The organism is Enterobacter sp. SENG-6 (assembly GCF_001605945.1).
GTDB classification, from domain to species: domain Bacteria; phylum Pseudomonadota; class Gammaproteobacteria; order Enterobacterales; family Enterobacteriaceae; genus Enterobacter; species Enterobacter cloacae.
Map to the genome: position 1 here is coordinate 13,957 of NZ_LOMM01000035.1, position 15,093 is coordinate 29,049.

Annotated in this window: 11 protein-coding genes and 1 pseudogene; 3 read left to right on the forward strand and 9 right to left on the reverse strand. The window is 52.2% G+C overall.

The features are described from left to right. Positions 1-213: 213 nt before the first annotated feature. From AX755_RS17300 to AX755_RS17310, 3 genes are all read left to right on the forward strand, one after another. The gene (locus AX755_RS17300; protein ID WP_062857157.1) at positions 214-1,755 is read left to right on the forward strand and encodes a sensor domain-containing diguanylate cyclase; all 1,542 of its coding nucleotides are present in this window, start codon (positions 214-216) and stop codon (positions 1,753-1,755) included. Between the two features lie 146 nt (positions 1,756-1,901). After that, the gene (locus AX755_RS17305; RefSeq protein ID WP_023334100.1) at positions 1,902-2,210 is read left to right on the forward strand and encodes a PTS sugar transporter subunit IIB; all 309 of its coding nucleotides are present in this window, start codon (positions 1,902-1,904) and stop codon (positions 2,208-2,210) included. Next, positions 2,210-2,527, forward strand: a complete 318-nt coding sequence (locus tag AX755_RS17310; RefSeq protein WP_020684626.1) for a PTS lactose/cellobiose transporter subunit IIA — start codon at positions 2,210-2,212, stop codon at positions 2,525-2,527. The genes AX755_RS17305 and AX755_RS17310 overlap by 1 nt, the downstream gene beginning before the upstream one ends. A gap of 57 nt (positions 2,528-2,584) precedes the next feature. On the opposite strand, the gene rpoC is transcribed toward AX755_RS17310, so the two are convergent. From rpoC to tuf, 9 genes and pseudogenes are all read right to left on the reverse strand, one after another. After that, the gene (gene rpoC / locus AX755_RS17315) at positions 2,585-6,808 is read right to left on the reverse strand and encodes a DNA-directed RNA polymerase subunit beta' (RefSeq protein WP_013095003.1); all 4,224 of its coding nucleotides are present in this window, start codon (positions 6,806-6,808) and stop codon (positions 2,585-2,587) included. A gap of 76 nt (positions 6,809-6,884) precedes the next feature. Next, complete coding sequence (rpoB, locus tag AX755_RS17320) at positions 6,885-10,913, reverse strand: DNA-directed RNA polymerase subunit beta (protein ID WP_008503453.1); 4,029 nt, start codon at positions 10,911-10,913, stop codon at positions 6,885-6,887. Positions 10,914-11,232: 319 nt separating this feature from the next. After that, positions 11,233-11,601, reverse strand: coding sequence for a 50S ribosomal protein L7/L12 (rplL, locus tag AX755_RS17325; protein ID WP_013095002.1), 369 nt, complete (start codon positions 11,599-11,601; stop codon positions 11,233-11,235). A 66-nt stretch (positions 11,602-11,667) separates the two neighbouring features. Beyond that, entirely contained in the window at positions 11,668-12,165 is a 498-nt protein-coding gene (rplJ, locus tag AX755_RS17330; protein ID WP_013095001.1) for a 50S ribosomal protein L10, read from the reverse strand. A 292-nt stretch (positions 12,166-12,457) separates the two neighbouring features. Continuing rightward, entirely contained in the window at positions 12,458-13,162 is a 705-nt protein-coding gene (gene rplA / locus AX755_RS17335; protein WP_013095000.1) for a 50S ribosomal protein L1, read from the reverse strand. 3 nt (positions 13,163-13,165) lie between these two features. Continuing rightward, complete coding sequence (gene rplK / locus AX755_RS17340) at positions 13,166-13,594, reverse strand: 50S ribosomal protein L11 (RefSeq protein ID WP_008503452.1); 429 nt, start codon at positions 13,592-13,594, stop codon at positions 13,166-13,168. A gap of 155 nt (positions 13,595-13,749) precedes the next feature. After that, the gene (nusG, locus tag AX755_RS17345; protein WP_003862341.1) at positions 13,750-14,295 is read right to left on the reverse strand and encodes a transcription termination/antitermination protein NusG; all 546 of its coding nucleotides are present in this window, start codon (positions 14,293-14,295) and stop codon (positions 13,750-13,752) included. 1 nt (position 14,296) lies between these two features. Beyond that, positions 14,297-14,680 carry a preprotein translocase subunit SecE gene (secE, locus tag AX755_RS17350; protein WP_013094999.1) on the reverse strand — a complete coding sequence of 128 codons (384 nt, stop codon included), beginning with the start codon at positions 14,678-14,680 and terminating at the stop codon, positions 14,297-14,299. A gap of 229 nt (positions 14,681-14,909) precedes the next feature. Beyond that, a pseudogene (gene tuf, locus AX755_RS24705) lies at positions 14,910-15,093 on the reverse strand (elongation factor Tu); the annotation flags it as partial.

Sequence of the window (15,093 nt, forward strand, 5' to 3'; positions counted from 1 at the left end):
CCAGGGCGAAAAGCTTCTTCCTCGTTTCGCCCTGCCTCTGATTCATTGCACACGCCGCCCGCCAGTGAATGAGTATTTTCTTAATGGTTCTTAAGATAAATCATCTCATCTGAAACTGTGTTCCGTATAATTCACAGCTAACCGCAGGACAGCGACTATGCTGAGAGGATATCGGCAGACGAAAAACTCACCATCAGGATTGATGTACAACTCATGGCACTTCACAGCAGAAAGCTCTCTTTTACCCGACCCATTATGCTCAGCTTTGCGGGGATCCTGTGCAGTTTTGCGCTGATCGCGATCGTGGTTACCCTTTCACAACAAAAAGATTTTCTTGAGGATTATCATAAGATTAATGGTAACTTCACCCACAACCTGGCGGTGAACTACACCGAATCTATCCTGCGTGAAAACGACTATATCCTTGGGCGTTCGGCGCTCTATTTTTCACGCAACGACACGCTGAACGAGATGCTGAACGTCAATCCGTCGCAGGGTTTACAGATGTTGATGCATCTACAGAACCTGATGCCGACCGTCTCTTCCATTTCTCTGACAGACACCCAGGGCCGTTATCTGCGCGCGCCGGAGGTACTTCCCACGGAAAAGAGCAAAACCTTCGATCCCCGGACGCGTCCATGGTTCATCGCCCAGGCGGAAGCCAGCATCTTCAGCCACTATACCCGCCCCTATATGGACTATTTTACCGGGCATCCCACGGTCACTCTTTATAAGCCGTTGATTTCGCCGGAAGGACGGCTCAAGGGTACAATAGCATTTCATCTCGATTTGACCTCCATGGGGTTTACCCTTCGTCAGATGGTAGCGCCTGTACAAGGGGAATTCTTTGTTGTCGAACGCGACGGTGCCGTGGTGCTTCACCCTGATCCGGGCGCGCTCTTCAAGCAATACGTGAGCGAAGCGCTGATGGACAAAATGACCAGCGGCGAAGGCCATCTGTATGATAAGAAAACCAAAGCCTGGTATTACTACTACTCCTTCACCAACCCGGACTGGTTTGTCATCTACCGGGTTTCGGGCGCAACGCTCACCGACATTACCCGCCATGAGACCACTATCGTCGGCTGGGGTTTTGCGCTGGCGGCCATCATTATCATCCTCTTCGGTCTGTACCTGCGCCATGAGTCGCGTACCGTGCTGATGACGATTATCAACGCCATCAAAACTGGCGACGTCAACCAGGCTCCGCGTCTGGAAGCGATGCTCAGCCATACCATCCAGTCCAATAAAGCGCGTGAGATGGCCTATGTGCGCCAGGCCACCCATGATGCACTCACCGGCTGCAAAAACCGCCGGGCATTTGATAGCGATGTAGATGAGCTACTCAGTGCCCACCAGCCTTTCGCCCTGGCGCTGATTGACATCGACAACTTTAAATCGATTAACGACACCTGGGGTCACCTGAGCGGTGATATTGTCCTGCGTAACGTGGCGCGTGAAGGGATCCAGATAATGCAGCCGCATAACATCTCGGTTTACCGCTACGGTGGAGAAGAGTTCGCAGTGATTTTCCAGGCTGACCAGATCGCTACCGCATTCTCGTTACTGGACGCGTGGCGTACCGCCGTTGAAAAACGCGTCTGGCGGGAAGAAAACCTGCGGGTAACGTTCACTGCCGGTCTGGGAGAATGGCATTTCGAACCGCTGGAAGAACTGGTGGGGAGCGTAGATAACGCCCTCTACAGCGCGAAACAACAGGGAAAAAACCGCATTATTCGAACGTCCGTCGGCTGATTTTCGCTGCCCGGCGCAAAATTGTAACCGGTTTCAGAAAAATGCCGATTTCTTTGTGATGCCTGACACACAATCACGGTAAAGCGGTTGTTGAAGCAGTCTGCACGGGATAATTATCAATAAACACATGTAGATCGAGGCTGATTATGAAGAACATCGTTTTATGCTGTGCAGCGGGAATGTCAACGAGCATGCTGGTTCAACGTATGAAAGACGCCGCGCAGAAAAAAGGGGTTGAAGTCACCATTAAAGCCGTTCCGGTCGCGGAATTTAAAGACAACATCGCGACGGCCGACATCGTATTACTGGGGCCACAGGTTAAATACGAGCAGGCGAAACTTCAGGCCCAGGCCGAGCCGCTGGGTAAAAAGGTCGCGGTGATCGACATGATGGATTACGGCATGATGAAAGGTGATGCCGTACTGGAAAAAGCGCTCAAACTGCTGGAGTCATAATGGAAGACTTAGAAACGACAATCATGGAACTGCTGGTCAACGCGGGTGCGGCGCGCAGTGCTGCCCTGACGGCATTACAGATGGCGCGTAAAGGTGACTTTGACGGGGCCGAAAAGGCGATGGAAGAGTCGCGCGAGTATGTGAAGCATGCGCACACCATCCAGACACAGCTTATTGGTCTTGATGAAGGCACCGGGAAGCTTCCGGTTAACCTGATTACCGTCCATTCTCAGGATCACCTGATGAACGCGATGGTCATCCAGGATCTGGCGGGCGATATGATTGAGCTTTATCGACGCATCCCGTTGCTAAATTAAAAGCTACAGCTGTAAAAAAACCCGCCGAGGCGGGTTTTTTATTTACGGCATCAATGATTACTCGTTGTCGGAACCGCCCAGACCTGCGTTCAGCAGCTCTGCCAGGCTCGCGGATGCATCTTCAGCAGTCACCTGCGGTGCAGCTGGCAGTTCGCCTGCAGCACGACGACGCATACGATCCTGATGGTACGCATAACCGGTACCCGCCGGGATCAGACGACCCACGATAACGTTCTCTTTCAGACCGCGCAGTTCATCACGTTTACCTGCAACAGCGGCTTCGGTCAGGACACGAGTGGTTTCCTGGAACGATGCTGCAGAGATGAAGGACTCGGTTGCCAGAGACGCTTTGGTGATACCCAGCAGATCGCGCGAGAAGGTCGCACCGATTTTGCCGTTCGCTTCCAGTTCGCGGTTAGCGATCTTGACGCGTGAGTACTCAACCTGCTCGCCTTCCAGGAACTCGGAGCTGCCCGCGTTCTCGATGGTCGCTTTACGCAGCATCTGACGAACGATAACTTCGATATGTTTATCGTTAATCTTAACGCCCTGCAGACGGTATACGTCCTGTACTTCGTTAACAATATAACGCGTAACAGCATGCACACCACGCAGACGCAGGATGTCGTGCGGCGCTTCTGGACCGTCGGAAACCACGTCACCACGTTCTACGCGTTCACCTTCGAACACGTTGAGCTGACGCCACTTAGGAATCATCTCTTCGTACGGCTCGCTGCCATCTACCGGGGTGATAACCAGACGGCGTTTACCTTTGGTCTCTTTACCGAAGGAGATGATACCGCTGATTTCAGCCAGGATTGCCGGCTCTTTCGGACGACGTGCTTCGAACAGGTCCGCAACGCGTGGCAGACCACCGGTGATGTCCTTGGTACCGCCGGATTCCTGAGGAATACGCGCCAGGGTGTCACCAGAGCTGATCTGTACGCCATCTTCCAGCTGTACAATCGCTTTACCAGGCAGGAAGTACTGCGCAGGCATATCGGTACCTGGGATCAGAACGTCGTTACCCTGAGCATCAACGATTTTCAGTGCAGGACGCAGATCTTTACCGCCGGTAGTACGTTCAGCAGAATCCAGAACTACCAGAGAAGACAGACCGGTCAGCTCGTCAGTCTGACGAGTAATGGTCTGGCCGTCGATCATGTCAGTGAAGCGGATGAAACCACTCACTTCGGTGATAACTGGCATGGTGTGTGGATCCCAGTTTGCAACGGTTTCACCGCCGGCAACCTGCTCGCCATCACCTTTCGCCATAACAGCACCGTAAGGCACTTTATAGCTCTCTTTGGTACGACCGAATTCGTCGATCAGCTTCAGTTCGGTGTTACGAGAAGTGATAACCAGTTTACCGCTGGAGTTCACAACCGATTTCGCGTTGCTGAGCTTGATGCTACCTTTGTTTTTCACCTGGATGCTGGATTCAGCAGCCGCACGAGATGCCGCACCACCGATGTGGAACGTACGCATCGTCAGCTGTGTACCCGGCTCACCGATGGACTGTGCCGCGATAACGCCGATGGCTTCACCTTTGTTGATGATGTGGCCACGTGCCAGGTCACGACCGTAGCAGTGCGCACATACACCAAAGTCGGTGTCACAGGATACAACGGAACGCACTTTCACGGAGTCAACAGAGTTCGCTTCCAGCAGGTCACACCACTGTTCGTGCAGCAGCGTGTTGCGTGGAACCAGAATGTCTGCGGTACCCGGCTTCAGAATGTCTTCCGCGGTAACACGACCCAGTACGCGATCGCGCAGTGGCTCTTTAACATCACCACCCTCGATAACCGGGGTCATGGTGATACCTTCAAGGGTGCCACAATCGTCTTCGGTCACCACCAGATCCTGCGCAACGTCAACCAGACGACGCGTCAGATAACCGGAGTTCGCTGTTTTCAGTGCGGTATCCGCCAGACCTTTACGTGCACCGTGCGTGGAGATGAAGTACTGGAGTACGTTCAGACCTTCACGGAAGTTCGCGGTGATTGGCGTTTCAATGATGGAGCCATCTGGCTTCGCCATCAGACCACGCATACCTGCCAGCTGACGAATCTGTGCTGCAGAACCACGCGCACCGGAGTCGGCCATCATGTAAATGCTGTTGAAGGAAACCTGCTGCTCTTCTACGCCGTCACGGTTAATCACGGTTTCGGTTTGCAGGTTATCCATCATCGCTTTGGATACACGATCGTTCGCCGCAGCCCAGATATCGATAACTTTGTTGTAGCGTTCGCCCGCGGTTACCAGACCAGACTGGAACTGCTCCTGGATTTCCGCAACTTCAGCTTCTGCTTCAGAGATGATCTCGTGTTTCTTCTCTGGGATGACCATGTCATCGATACCAACAGATGCACCTGAACGCGCTGCATAAGCAAAGCCGGTGTACATTGTCTGGTCAGCGAAGATAACAGTCGGCTTCAGACCCAGAATGCGGTAACAGGTGTTCAGCATTTTGGAGATCGCTTTCTTACCCAGCGCCTGGTTGACGATGGAGAAAGGCAGACCTTTCGGTACGATCATCCACAGAATGGCACGGCCGATAGTCGTGTCTTTCAGGCTGGTTTTCGCAACGAATTCGCCGTTAGCATCTTTTTCGTATTCAGTGATACGCACTTTAACGCGCGCATGCAGAGAGGCCAGGCCAGCGCGATAAATACGCTCAGCTTCTTTCGGGCCAGTCAGCACCATGCCTTCGCCTTTAGCGTTAACACAGTCACGGGTCATGTAGTACAGACCCAATACAACGTCCTGAGAAGGAACGATGATTGGCTCGCCGTTCGCTGGAGACAGGATGTTGTTGGTAGACATCATCAGCGCACGCGCTTCGAGCTGGGCTTCCAGCGTCAGCGGTACGTGAACAGCCATCTGGTCACCATCGAAGTCGGCGTTATACGCCGCACAAACCAGTGGATGCAGCTGAATAGCTTTACCTTCGATCAGGACTGGCTCAAATGCCTGAATACCCAGACGGTGCAGAGTTGGTGCACGGTTCAGCAGTACCGGGTGTTCGCGGATCACTTCGTCCAGGATATCCCAAACGACAGCTTCTTCACGCTCAACCATTTTCTTAGCGGCTTTGATGGTGGTGGCGAGTCCTCGCAGTTCCAGTTTGCCGTAGATGAATGGTTTGAACAGCTCCAGTGCCATTTTCTTCGGCAGACCGCACTGATGCAGACGCAGGTATGGACCTACGGTGATTACAGAACGACCGGAGTAGTCAACACGCTTACCGAGCAGGTTCTGACGGAAACGACCCTGTTTACCTTTGATCATGTCGGCCAAAGATTTCAGAGGACGTTTGTTAGAACCGGTGATCGCACGACCGCGACGACCGTTATCCAGCAGGGCATCTACCGCTTCCTGCAGCATACGTTTTTCGTTGCGTACGATAATGTCCGGCGCAGCCAGATCCAGCAGACGTTTCAGACGGTTGTTACGGTTGATCACGCGACGATACAGATCGTTCAGATCGGACGTTGCGAAACGACCACCATCCAGCGGAACCAGCGGACGCAGATCTGGCGGCAGAACCGGCAGAACGGTCAGGATCATCCACTCTGGCTTGTTACCAGACTGAACGAACGCTTCCAGCAGTTTGATACGCTTGGTCAGCTTTTTACGCTTGGTTTCGGAGTTGGTTTCGTTCAGCTCTTCACGCAGCTGCTCGCACTCTTGCTCCAGATCCATGCTCTTCAGCAGGGCCTGAATAGCTTCCGCACCCATCTTCGCGTCGAATTCGTCACCGAACTCTTCCAGCGCGTCCAGATACTGCTCTTCAGTCAGGATCTGGTGACGTTCCAGGTTCGTCATCCCGCCTTCGATAACCACATAAGATTCGAAGTACAGAACACGTTCGATATCGCGCAGCGGCATATCCAGCAGCAGGCCGATACGGGACGGCAGAGATTTCAGGAACCAGATGTGAGCAGTCGGAGACGCCAGCTCGATGTGGCCCATGCGCTCACGGCGCACTTTGGTCTGGGTCACTTCAACGCCGCACTTCTCACAGATCACACCACGGTGTTTCAGGCGCTTGTACTTACCGCACAGGCACTCGTAATCTTTTACTGGCCCGAAAATACGTGCACAGAAAAGGCCGTCACGCTCAGGTTTGAACGTACGGTAGTTGATGGTTTCCGGCTTTTTAACTTCACCGAAAGACCATGAACGGATCATGTCTGGCGAAGCCAGAGCAATTTTGATCGCATCAAACTCTTCGGTTTTAGTTTGCGCTTTCAGAAACTTTAATAAGTCTTTCACGGATTTGCTCCCGTCGGAGTTAGCACACTCTGCTGTCGGGCGTTAACCCGACAGCAGTGACCTGTTTGAGCGAGAATTACTCGTCTTCCAGTTCGATGTTGATACCCAGCGAACGAATCTCTTTCAACAGTACGTTGAAGGACTCTGGCATGCCCGGTTCCATCTGATGGTTGCCGTCCACGATGTTCTTATACATCTTGGTACGACCGTTCACGTCATCAGACTTAACGGTGAGCATTTCCTGCAGGGTGTATGCTGCGCCGTATGCTTCCAGCGCCCACACTTCCATCTCCCCGAAGCGCTGACCACCGAACTGTGCCTTACCACCCAGCGGCTGCTGAGTAACCAGGCTGTAAGAACCGGTAGAACGAGCGTGCATCTTGTCGTCGACCAGGTGGTTCAGTTTCAGCATGTACATGTAACCTACGGTTACCGGACGCTCGAACTGTTCACCGGTACGGCCGTCAAACAGCGTAATCTGACCAGACGTTGGCAGACCACCCAGTTGCAGCAGCTCTTTAATTTCAGCTTCTTTTGCACCGTCGAATACCGGCGTTGCAATTGGCATACCTTTGCGCAGGTTCTCTGCCAGACGCAGCACTTCTTCATCGCTGAAGGTGTTCAGGTCGACTTTCTGACGCACATCGGTACCCAGATCGTAGGCACGCTGGATGAATTCGCGCAGTTTCGCGACTTCCTGCTGCTGTTTCAGCATGGCGTTAATCTTGTCGCCGATACCTTTCGCAGCCATACCCAGGTGGGTTTCCAGAATCTGACCGATGTTCATACGAGACGGTACGCCCAGCGGGTTCAGTACGATATCTACCGGCGTACCGTTAGCATCGTGCGGCATATCTTCGATCGGGTTGATCTTAGAGATAACACCCTTGTTACCGTGACGACCTGCCATCTTATCACCAGGCTGGATCTGACGTTTAACAGCCAGATACACCTTAACAATCTTCAGCACGCCTGGTGCCAGATCGTCGCCCTGAGTGATTTTGCGGCGTTTCGCTTCGAGTTTTTTCTCGAACTCGTGTTTCAGTTCGTCATACTGCTCAGCCAGCTGTTCCAGCTGATTTTGTTTCTCTTCGTCGGTCAGGCCCAGTTCCAGCCAGCGATCGCGTGGCAGTTTGTCGAGCTTCTCAGCTTCAACGCCACCGGCAACCAGCACCGCATAGATACGGCTGAACAGACCCGCTTCGAGGATCTGCAGTTCTTCAGACAGGTCTTTCTTAGCCTGTTTGAGCTGCATCTCTTCGATTTCCAGCGCACGTTTATCTTTCTCAACGCCGTCACGGGTGAAGACCTGAACGTCGATAACCGTACCGGAAACACCGTTTGGTACGCGCAGAGAAGAATCTTTAACGTCAGACGCTTTCTCACCGAAGATTGCACGCAGCAGTTTCTCTTCTGGCGTCAGCTGGGTTTCACCTTTCGGCGTTACCTTACCAACCAGAATGTCGCCGCCGGTCACTTCCGCACCGATGTAAACGATACCGGATTCATCCAGTTTAGAGAGCGCAGCTTCACCCACGTTAGGGATGTCAGCGGTGATCTCTTCTGGCCCCAGCTTGGTGTCACGGGACACACAGGCCAGTTCCTGAATGTGGATGGTGGTGAAACGATCTTCCTGCACCACACGCTCGGAGACGAGGATGGAGTCTTCGAAGTTGTAACCGTTCCACGGCATGAACGCTACGCGCATGTTCTGACCGAGCGCCAGTTCACCGAGGTCGGTGGACGGACCGTCTGCCAGCACGTCGCCGCGCTCAACTGGCTCACCCAGAGATACGCAAGGCATCTGGTTGATACAGGTGTTCTGGTTAGAACGGGTGTATTTGGTCAGGTTGTAGATGTCGATACCCGCTTCGCCCGGATACATCTCGTCTTCGTTAACTTTGATAACGATACGGGATGCGTCAACGTACTGAACGGTACCGCCACGCTTAGCCACTGCAGTAACACCGGAGTCAACGGCAACAGCACGTTCCATACCGGTACCAACCAGCGGCTTATCAGCACGCAGAGTTGGAACGGCCTGACGTTGCATGTTCGCACCCATCAATGCACGGTTGGCGTCATCGTGTTCCAGGAACGGGATCAGGGACGCACCGACGGATACCACCTGCTGGGTGGATACGTCCATGTAGTCAACCTGGTCGCGGCTGAACAAGCTGGATTCGCCTTTGCTACGGCAGGTAACCAGATCTTCTACAAAGTGGCCTTCGTCATCCAGGTTGGAGTTCGCCTGAGCGATAACGTAGTTGCCTTCTTCAATAGCAGACAGGTAATGAATTTCGTCGGTAACAACACCGTCAGTCACTTTACGGTACGGGGTCTCAAGGAAACCGTATTCGTTTGTCTGTGCGTACACGGACAGGGAGTTGATCAGACCGATGTTTGGACCTTCAGGCGTTTCGATTGGACATACGCGACCGTAGTGAGTCGGGTGTACGTCTCGAACTTCGAAGCCTGCGCGTTCACGGGTCAGACCGCCTGGACCGAGTGCAGAGATACGGCGTTTGTGCGTAATCTCAGACAGCGGGTTGTTCTGGTCCATAAACTGAGACAGCTGGCTGGAACCGAAGAACTCTTTCACGGCTGCAGAAATCGGCTTGGCGTTGATCATATCCTGAGGCATCAGGGTATCCAGATCGCCCAAAGACAGACGCTCTTTCACCGCACGCTCTACACGCACCAGGCCAACGCGGAACTGGTTTTCCGCCATTTCGCCTACGGAACGGATACGACGGTTGCCGAGGTGGTCGATGTCGTCCACTTCGCCTTTACCGTTACGGATATCGATGAGCTTCTTCATCACTTCGATGATGTCGTCTTTGCTCAGGATACCGGAACCTTCGATCTCATCGCGCAGCAGAGAACGGTTGAACTTCATACGACCAACCGCAGACAGATCGTAGCGGTCTTCAGAGAAGAACAGGTTCTCGAACAGGCTTTCAGCCGCTTCGCGAGTTGGTGGCTCACCAGGACGCATCATGCGGTAGATTTCTACCAGCGCGCTCAGACGATCGTTGGTTGGGTCGACGCGTACAGTCTCAGAGATGTACGGACCGTGGTCCAGATCGTTAGTGAACAGCGTTTCGATACGTTTGTGGCCAGCCTGACTCAGCTTAGCCAGCAGATCCAGGCTCAGCTCCATGTTAGCCGGGCAGATCAGCTCGCCAGTTGATTCATCAACGTAATCTTTCGCGGCTACTTTTCCTGCAATGTATTCAACCGGAACTTCGATGTGTTTGATATCATCTTTTTCCAGCTGACGGATGTGGCGCGCGGTAATACGGCGACCTTTTTCCACATACACTTTGCCGTCGGCTTCGATGTCGAACGACGCGGTCTCACCACGCAGACGTTCCGGCACCAGCTCCATCTGCAGCTTGTTGTCGCGGATTTCAAAGATCACTTTTTCAAAGAACAGGTCCAGGATCTGTTCAGTGGTATAGTTCAGTGCGCGCAGAATGATGGTTGCAGGCAGTTTACGACGACGGTCGATACGGACAAACAGGTTGTCTTTTGGATCGAACTCGAAGTCCAGCCATGAACCACGGTAAGGAATGATGCGCGCGTTATACAGTACTTTACCGGAAGAGTGTGTTTTACCTTTATCGCTGTCGAAGAAGACGCCCGGGCTACGGTGCAGCTGGGAAACGATAACACGCTCAGTACCGTTGATAACGAAAGTACCGTTGTCTGTCATGAGTGGAATTTCACCCATGTAGACTTCTTGTTCTTTAATGTCTTTAACAGTGCCTTCCGGCGCTTCGCGCTCGTAGATCACCAGACGCAGTTTTACGCGCAGCGGTGCGGAATAGGTCACGCCACGGATCTGACATTCCTGAACGTCAAACACCGGTTCGCCAAGGCGGTAGCTGACGTACTGCAGCTCGGAGTTACCGCTGTAGCTCTGAATTGGGAACACGGAACGGAAGGCTGCTTCCAGACCGTACTGCCCTTCAGGATCTTGCTCGATAAACTTCTGGAACGAGTCAAGCTGGATAGAAAGGAGATATGGAATGTCCAGAACTTGTGGACGTTTACCAAAATCCTTACGAATACGTTTTTTCTCGGTATAGGAGTAAACCATAGGGTTCCTCAGCTCGCTGACAAGTCGACCCATCTGTCCGACGAAGGGACAGTTTGTGCAACACCATTTTGTGGACCGGAAAATTGAATACTTTCCGCAATACCTGTTGCTATCACGCTTAAACCATTTCATTGCGATTTACACAGAGCGAGCACCCTGTCGCAGTATATTAAGTCGTCGATAGAAACAAGCATTGAAAGACACATCGATAGTCAAACAGTGTGAAATGCTACCGAGGCCTTACAGCGCAAAAAGGCTGGTGACTAAAAAGTCACCAGCCATCAGCCTAATTACTTAGGCTGCAACCAGAAAAGTTGGCTTATTTAACTTCAACTTCAGCGCCAGCTTCTTCCAGAGATTTTTTCAGTGCTTCTGCGTCGTCTTTGCTCACGCCTTCTTTCAGCGCAGCTGGAGCAGATTCTACCAGGTCTTTAGCTTCTTTCAGACCCAGACCGGTAGCGCCACGAACAGCTTTGATTACTGCAACTTTGTTCGCGCCAGCAGCTTTCAGAATTACGTCGAATTCAGTTTTCTCTTCAGCAGCGTCAGCAGCTGGGCCAGCAGCAACAGCTACAGCAGCAGCAGCAGAAACACCGAATTTTTCTTCCATTGCAGAGATCAGCTCAACAACGTCCATTACGGACATAGCGGATACTGCTTCAATGATTTGATCTTTAGTGATAGACATTTAAATTGTTCCTGAATATCAGAATAAGTTTATACGTAAGCAGATGCTTTATAAAGATAACTGCGATTAAGCAGCTTCTTTCGCATCGCGTACAGCAGCCAGAGTACGAACCAGTTTGCCAGCCGAAGCTTCTTTCATGGTTGCCATCAGGCGTGCAATTGCTTCTTCGTAGGTCGGCAGAGTTGCCAGGCGGTCGATCTGAGACGCCGGGATCAGCTCACCTTCAAAGGCAGCGGCTTTGACCTCAAATTTTGCATTCGCTTTCGCGAACTCTTTGAACAGACGAGCAGCAGCGCCCGGGTGTTCCATAGAGTATGCAATCAGGGTCGGACCAACAAACGTGTCTTTCAGGCACTCAAAAGAGGTACCTTCAACAGCACGGCGCAGCAGGGTGTTACGAACAACACGCATGTAAACGCCAGCTTCACGACCTGCTTTACGCAGTTCAGTCATTTTATCTACAGTTACGCCACGGGAATCCGCAACTACTGCAGACAGCGCGCCTTTGGCTACTTCGCTGACTTCAGCAACAATCGCTTGTTTGTCTTGAAGATTTAAAGCCATTAGCTTTTGCTCCTGGATGTTTGCCGGAACTCATGTTCCGGAACTCACTTCACTCTTCCCAACGGAAAGAGCGTCTTAATACGGTGAGCAGAAACAAGCCAGAATATCCAAAAATAATCTTAGCGTTCTGTCACCGTCTACGCAGGGGATTAAGTCTCTTGCGAAACACCTGCGGTCTTCGACGGAGGCCTGGATTAGGCCAGGCTCCAACGAACAATTCTTTTAGCCGCTAACTTTCGTTAGCAAACGTGGGGGTAAGATTGTAGACAAAATCACCGCCCACGTAAAGGCATTAGTTTGCAGCAGCGCTCAGGCCAGCCTGGTCAACTGCAACACCTGCACCCATGGTGGTGGAGATGCTAACTTTCTTGATGTACACGCCTTTCGCCTGAGTTGGTTTTGCTTTTTTCAGCGCAACCAGCAGAGCTTCCAGGTTTTCTTTCAGTTTGTCAGCGTCGAAGTCCACTTTACCGATGGTGGTGTGGATGATGCCGTTTTTGTCGTTACGATAACGAACCTGACCTGCTTTAGCGTTCTTAACTGCTTCAGCAACGTTAGGGGTTACAGTACCCACTTTCGGGTTTGGCATCAGGCCGCGTGGACCCAGAACCTGGCCCAGCTGGCCAACAACGCGCATTGCATCTGGAGATGCGATAACAACGTCAAAGTTCATTTCGCCTTTTTTGATCTGGTCAGCCAGATCTTCCATACCTACCAGTTCAGCGCCAGCAGCTTTAGCAGCTTCTGCGTTTGCACCCTGAGTAAATACAGCTACGCGAACGGAACGGCCAGTACCGTGTGGCAGTACAGTTGCACCACGAACGTTCTGATCAGATTTACGAGCATCGATGCCCAGGTTAACAGCAACGTCAACGCTTTCAACGAACTTAGCGGTAGCCAGTTCTTTCAGCAGAGCGATAGCTTCGTTGATGTCGTACTGTTTGGTCGCATCAACTTTGTCACGGATCACGGACATGCGCTTGGTCAGTTTAGCCATTTCTTAGTCCTCCACTACCAGGCCCATGGAACGTGCAGTACCTTCGATAGAGCGAGTCATCGCTTCAATGTCGGCACCAGTCATGTCGGCAGCTTTGGTCTGCGCGATTTCCTGCAGCTGAGCGCGGGAAATTTTACCCACTTTGTCTTTGTTCGGTTTACCGGAACCAGACTTGATACCAGCCGCTTTCTTCAGCAGAACTGCTGCAGGAGGGGTTTTGGTAACGAAAGTGAAAGAACGGTCAGCGTAAACAGTGATTACAACTGGGATTGGCAGACCTTTTTCCAGGGATTCAGTTTTGGCGTTAAACGCTTTACAGAATTCCATGATGTTCACACCCTGCTGACCCAGAGCTGGACCAACTGGTGGACTTGGGTTCGCCATACCAGCTGCAACCTGCAGCTTGACGTAGGCTTGTACTTTCTTAGCCATTCTAAAATCCTCTGATTGGGTGATAGCGCCTCAGCGAGGCTCCCCGTGAATAAAATCGTTTTACAGGCCGTGGCCCATAAAAACAAAAGGCGCGAAATTGTATTCCAATCTCGCGCCCTGTGCAACGATTAAATCGCCGCTTTTTTGATCGCTGCTTAGGCTTTTTCTACCTGGGCAAAGTCCAGTTCTACCGGGGTCGCACGACCGAAGATAGAAACAGAAACTTTCAGGCGGGATTTCTCGTAATCCACTTCCTCGACCACGCCATTAAAGTCAGCAAACGGACCGTCATTAACACGAACCATTTCACCCGGTTCAAACAGCGTTTTCGGACGCGGCTTATCACCCACCTGCTGCAGGCGGTTCATAATCGCATCAACTTCTTTGTCGCTGATTGGCGCCGGACGGTCAGACGTGCCGCCGATAAAGCCCATCACGCGCGGTACGCTGCGCACAAGGTGCCAGCTCGCGTCGTTCATAACCATCTGAACCAGCACGTAACCCGGGAAGAATTTACGCTCGCTTTTGCGGCGTTGGCCACCACGGATCTCGACCACTTCTTCGGTCGGAACCATAACTTCGCCAAATAACTCTTCCATGTTGTGTAATTTGATATGCTCACGCAGCGACGTTGCTACGCGGCCTTCAAAACCGGAAAACGCCTGAACGACGTACCAGCGCTTTTTAGGGGCTTCAGACATCTCAGAACCTCAGGCCAGTGATAAAGGATACCAGGCGAACCAGAATACCATCCAGTCCCCACAGGATCAGTGACATTACAGCGGTTACCGCCGCTACGATCAGCGTGGTGTGCAATGTTTCCTGGCGAGTCGGCCAAATTACCTTACGGACTTCGGTACGCGCTTCGCGGGCAAAAGCGACAGTCGCTTTGCCTTTTGTCGTCAACAGCGCGACACCACCCGCTGCAGCAATCAGAATTACCACTGCAAGCGCGCGTAGCGGCAGCATAATGTCACGATAAAGATAGTTGCCGACGATCGCTACGATCAGCAGAACGGCTACCACTACCCATTTCATCGCTTCCAGGCCGCGCCCGCTCCCTTGAGCTTCGGTATTCGCACTCATAAACCAACCTGTCAGAAGTATTCTACAAACATTTTCACCCCGCGATCGCGAGGCAAACCAAATCGAAATGCTAATTCGCTTTTCGAATTATACGCTCTCTGCAGAGCCTGTCTCAGCAATGATTATGACAAAAATAATCACTGATGAGCCAGGTTCTGGCGTGAAAGCGTGCAAAAAGGGCATCAAATGATGCCCTTTTATTGCGCATTGCGTCAAATGTTATCAGCAATTAGCCGAGAACTTTAGCAACCACGCCCGCGCCAACGGTACGGCCACCTTCACGGATTGCGAAACGCAGACCGTCGTCCATCGCGATTGGGTGGATCAGCGTCACAACCATCTTGATGTTGTCGCCTGGCATTACCATCTCTACGCCTTCTGGCAGTTCGATGGTACCGGTCACGTCAGTTGTA